We start from the raw sequence: 4,946 nt of genomic DNA, 5'->3' as shown, positions 1-4,946 counted from the left end.
ACAGCACTACAGCACCGTGCCTTTGAACTACTCGACCTCACCCACCACCTGGGCTACACGTAATCATGCACACAACACAAAACCCCAGCTCACAGCCCATTCATCGCCAAACCAGGGGGAACTACGGTCTAGCCGCCCTTCTCGAACGGACATGCCGGAAACGACTGGCACACCCAATGGACTGAATGGCGGGTTCTTTCCGCGTTTATCGATCAACAGCTCAGGCGAGTCACCAAGTATCAACTCATCCATCTATCCGCTCCAGCTGTTCCCGCACCACCTTCTCCAACCTCGCCGACTCGTCGAACGCAGCCAACAACTCCTTCGTCAGCCGCGCAATCTTCTCGTCGATCGGCTCACCGTCGTCCTCGACCGCCGGCGCACCGACATACCGTCCCGGCGTTAACGCATAGTCGGCCGCCTTGATCTCAGCCAACGTCGCCGACTTGCAGTAACCCGGAATATCCTGATAAATGAGATCTTTCGCGGCAGCAGACGCAGACCCCCGCCACGCGTGGTAGGTGTCGCCGATCCGGACGATCTCCGCGTTGGTCAGCGCACGCTCGGCCCGGTCCACCATGTAGCCCAACTCACGGGCATCGATGAAGAGCACCTGCCCAGACCGGTCAACAGAACCCTGCTTGCCCGCCGTCTTGTCCTTGGCAAAGAACCATAGGCACACCGGTATTCCCGTACTACGGAACAGCTGCGTGGGCAGCGCGACCATACACGACACCAGATCGGCTTCGACGAGATGCGCACGAATATCACCCTCGCCGTTGGTGTTTGACGACATTGAACCGTTTGCCATCACCACCCCGGCCTTGCCTCCCGACGCCAGCTTGTACAGGATGTGTTGAATCCAGGCATAGTTGGCGTTGTTGGCCGGCGGAACCCCGAAGCGCCAGCGCGGATCTTCCTCGTTGCGCGACCAGTGCTTGATGTTGAACGGCGGATTGGCCATCACGTAATCCATCTGCACATCGGCATGCTGATCGCGAGCGAAGGTGTCGCCCCACCGCGCTCCGAGGCCCTTGTTGTCGATACCGTGAATCGCGAGGTTCATCTTGGCCATCCGCCACGTTTCTTCGATGCTCTCCTGGCCGTAGATCGAGATGTCCTTCGGATCGCCGTCGTGTTCGTAGATGAACTTCTCGGTCTGCACGAACATGCCGCCCGAGCCGCAGCACGGGTCATACACCCGCCCCCGTGACGGCTCGAGCACTTCGACGATCACTCGGACCACGCTGGGCGGGGTGAAGAACTCCCCACCCCGTTTGCCTTCCGCGCGAGCGAAGTTGCCGAGAAAGTATTCGTAGACCTCCCCCATGAGGTCGCGCGCGCGGTGTTCGCCTTGACGACTGAACCGTGCGCTGTTGAACAGGTCGATCAGCTCCCCCAGCCGGCGCTGGTCGATGTTGTCCTTGTTGTACAACCGCGGCAGTGTCCCGGCCAGCGTCGGGTTGGCCTTCATCACCGCATCCATCGCCTCGTCGATCAGCTGGCCGTTGTTCTTCGCCATCTCATCGCCGACCGCCGGCTTTCCTTTTGCGTTCTCCGCCAAAAACTTCCAGCGCGCATTCGGCGGCACCACGAACACGCCGTAGCCTTGGTACTCCTCGGGATCGTCGATCAGGTCTTCGATCTGCGACTCGTCCATCCCGTCGGCTGCCAGTTCGGCGCGAATCGCTTCTCGTCGTTCGTCATACGCGTCCGACACGTATTTGAGGAACACCAGACCCAGAATCACGTCCTTGTACTGGCTGGCCGAGAGCGACCCACGCAATTTGTCGGCGGCCTTCCAGAGCATGTCCTTGAGCTCTTTCATGGTCGACGGCGCCTGGGGCTCCAGCTGCTTCTTTCTGGGAGGCATAGGACGATTCCTTCCTATCTCTTGGCCACGGAGATTCCGGGCGTGGTGGGGCAGGCATCGAGCGTGAGGGCGCCCGCCGCGACCCCCTCGATCAGGGCGGTCTTCAGATCCCGCGCTGCGTCGGCCCGCCGCCGCGCTTCACGTTCGAACTCATCAGCCCGCGTCAGCGCCTCTTCGAGCCGCGCGGCCTCGTCGCGGCGCATGGCGGGTACTGTCCATGTCTTCCATTCACTTCCCGCAGAGGACATTTCGTTGATTACCGTTGCGAGGACCGCGGGGCCTATCTCGGCCGAGTCACGCAGCCGGATGATCCGCGCGGGGCAGGCGACCATTGCGCCGCCAACCGTGTCCACCCATGCGCGCGGGCGCGGCTTCTCTATAAAGATCACGTCGTCGGGCTCGGTGCGGACCGCACGGGGATACTTACGCGCTGCGTAAACCGGGTCGAGTGTGATCGTTCCGGCTAGTTCGGCTGGCAGCACCGGCACCGTCCCGTGAAGTGAGGCATCAGCCAATTCGATTCTGTTGCCGCGCTTGACAATCAAATGCTTGCGTTCATGGAGCTCGCCAAGTGATCGGGGTACCAGTCGGAAGCGTCCTGGCGAGGGCGCTACCAGGACATCCAACGGCTTCAACGGTGAGGTCGTGGTCAACGTCGCGGCATGTACGCGATCCAGGTGTGCGGTCGGATCCGGTTCTCGCAATGTCGGCGCCCGTACCCCGCGGGGTACTACCGAGCCCGCGGCCAGTACGCTGGCCAGTTCAACGCGGCGCGCATACCGAAAGGCGCGATCTTCAGTCTGCGCCAATGCCCCTGCGACATCAGCGGCAATATCGCTGCGCTCAAGGTCCGCGACGGCGCCCAGGTCGGCAACCCAGGGCCGCTGAGCGTTGGCACCTCCCAGGCATATCCATACGGCAAGGCTCTGCCGGTGCGCCTCTCGCCACAGTCCCCGCGGAAGTCGGATCGCTGCAACCAAATTGCCAACCCGCAATGTCCTCGCGCGACGTTGTTGCAGGGTTCCGGCCAGCTCATCGGAGAGCGCGGCGGCGGGACCGACTACCAGCGCTATATCGCCGTCGTTGAGCGCGACGACGACGTCGTCGGCGCCGTCAAGCGTTTCCGAGATGCCCAGTCCGACGAATGATGACACGGAAATGCCGGACCGAACGGTCGGTTCCCTGACTGGGATACCGCGGATCAGCGCTCTGCGCCGAAGTGCTCGGGTATTCGAAACGATGTCGAGTTCGCATGCCGCGGCTAGATCGAGGGCGACGAGCGAATCGTCGGCGCGCATCACAACGGACTCTTGCCCGAGGTATGTGGCCGCCGCCCCAACGATCCAGCCGAGCAACTCCACCGCGGCCGGCGTCAACTCCCGCACGCCTTGCACCCGCTTCAGACGCCCTCGCTCAAGCCGTGCCAACGCATCGGGCGGGCCGAAGGACGCCTCCACCAGATCGTCGACGTAGGTGAGCACCGCATCCGATGCCTGCAAGCGGCGGATCTCACGCAGCAGCACAACATCATCCGGGTCGAACTGTTCTGCCCGTCGAACACGCTGGCCAAGCGACGTGCCTTCGAGTTCCTCCCCAATCACGACGTGCCAGCACAACAACGTCACCACATCCTCCAGCTCCACACCGTCGGGCACGGCAACCGCAGGTGCGTCATGCGCGTGTTCTGAGTTCTTGCCACGGCCGGTGCGCGTCAGCCAGTCGACGACCTCATCGCGGGCGAACCGCGCGACGCCGTCGACAATCTCAACCGGTTCCGGGAATGGAATCGACACGCCGCGAACAATGGGGCGCTTTCGCCACATGCTGACCACAGGCCGGCGTACCTTTGCAAGATCGGCGACGTCCTGCAACGTCAGCGTTCACGGGGCTCCCTCCGGTCAGCTCACATAATGAAGCCCCGTTTGTAGCTATAGCAAGGCAAGTATCTGATAAGCGGGCTTATCAGAGAATAATAGTGACGTTTTCGTGGCCTGCGACTGATTCTGCCCTTCATCGCGCTGCCACACCTGCGGCAGCCCCTTCCCGAGGAGGGACGCCCATGCCCGACCACAACCGACACGCATATTTCGATGACAGCCTTCCGCCGTGGTCATCGACCGACTTATGGTGCGCGACAAGGACGTTTCGCGTGAAGCGCAACGTTGGACCAGCGGCGAACGCGGACCGATCGTCGATGATCCCGCCATTCTCGCCGGCGCCGACCTTTCGCAATTTGTGACCGAGGCCGTCAAGATTGGCGCCCACGCGCTATCCGCGGCCGGCCAGGCGCAGGAATCTCGAGCCCTAGAGCAGATGCTGAACGAAGTCGGGCAGCGGGCCGCTGAATCGACCAACAAGGCCGTAGCAAACACCGAACGAGCCGCAAAGGCGGCGTCAAAGGTGGTAGCGAAGGTGGCCTACGACGCCAAAAGGGCCATCGTCGAGGCTGACGAGGCCAGTCGTAAGGAATTCAGCGAATCGGTCTCGGTGGCGACGAAGGGCCGCAACGCGGAGTTGCGCCGGATTTTCAGCGGTGAGAACCCTGAGTTGTTGGACCGACTGCAGCCCGTACTCGATAAATTCGGAACCGCTCTCGACGCCAAGGTAATGGCGGGCACCAGGGACCTGATCGCCCAGGCCGTGAAGCAGTTCGATCCCAGTGACCCCACGTCGCCGATGTCGAAGCACACCGCGGAGCTCCAGGCGCAGCAGCACATGTTGACCGAGCATTTCGACACCAACCACAAGGACTTGGTTAAGAAGCTCGACGAACTTGCAACTGTGTTGAAAATCCAAGACGCCAAGGCCCGCCTGGCAAAGGTCACGCCGATCAAGGGTGACACGTTCGAGAACCAGCTAAACGCGGTGCTCTCGGCGATTGCCGACGGGCTCGGCGACGAATATACCGACACCCGCGCAATCGTCGGCGACGTGCCGCGATCAAAGAAGATGACATGTGATGGGGACCCCCTCGGCACAGACGCTCGACAATCGATGCGTCAGCAATTTTCAGGAGCTCGAGGAGGTCCCACTGATGACGATGGTAGGCGGTTTGGACGTGCATCGGCAGCAG

The 4,946-nt window shown here is 62.1% G+C and carries 3 protein-coding genes; 1 reads left to right on the top strand and 2 read right to left on the bottom strand.

Going from position 1 to position 4,946, the window contains the following annotated elements; translation table 11 throughout:
• Nucleotides 1-244 precede the first annotated feature (244 nt).
• Entirely contained in the window at nt 245-1,873 is a 1,629-nt protein-coding gene (locus EET03_RS09125) for a class I SAM-dependent DNA methyltransferase (protein ID WP_075542299.1), read from the bottom strand.
• A 14-nt stretch (nt 1,874-1,887) separates the two neighbouring features.
• Entirely contained in the window at nt 1,888-3,744 is a 1,857-nt protein-coding gene (locus tag EET03_RS09120; protein ID WP_244232289.1) for a hypothetical protein, read from the bottom strand.
• A 235-nt stretch (nt 3,745-3,979) separates the two neighbouring features.
• Between EET03_RS09120 and EET03_RS09115 the strand changes: the two genes are divergently transcribed.
• Nucleotides 3,980-4,946 (top strand): Fis family transcriptional regulator (locus EET03_RS09115; protein ID WP_122508750.1); only part of this gene is annotated, 967 nt, incomplete at its 3' end.

The sequence above is a fragment of the Mycobacterium innocens genome (assembly GCF_900566055.1).
Lineage (GTDB): Bacteria > Actinomycetota > Actinomycetes > Mycobacteriales > Mycobacteriaceae > Mycobacterium > Mycobacterium innocens.
The sequence above is the reverse complement of the archived record's forward strand: the minus strand, read 5'-3'. Positions and strand labels throughout refer to the sequence as shown.

Coding starts and splice junctions, on each gene's coding strand:
- EET03_RS09125 (WP_075542299.1), bottom strand. CDS start 1,873: ATGCCTCCCAGAAAGAAGCAGCTGGAGCCCCAGGCGCCGTCGACCATG.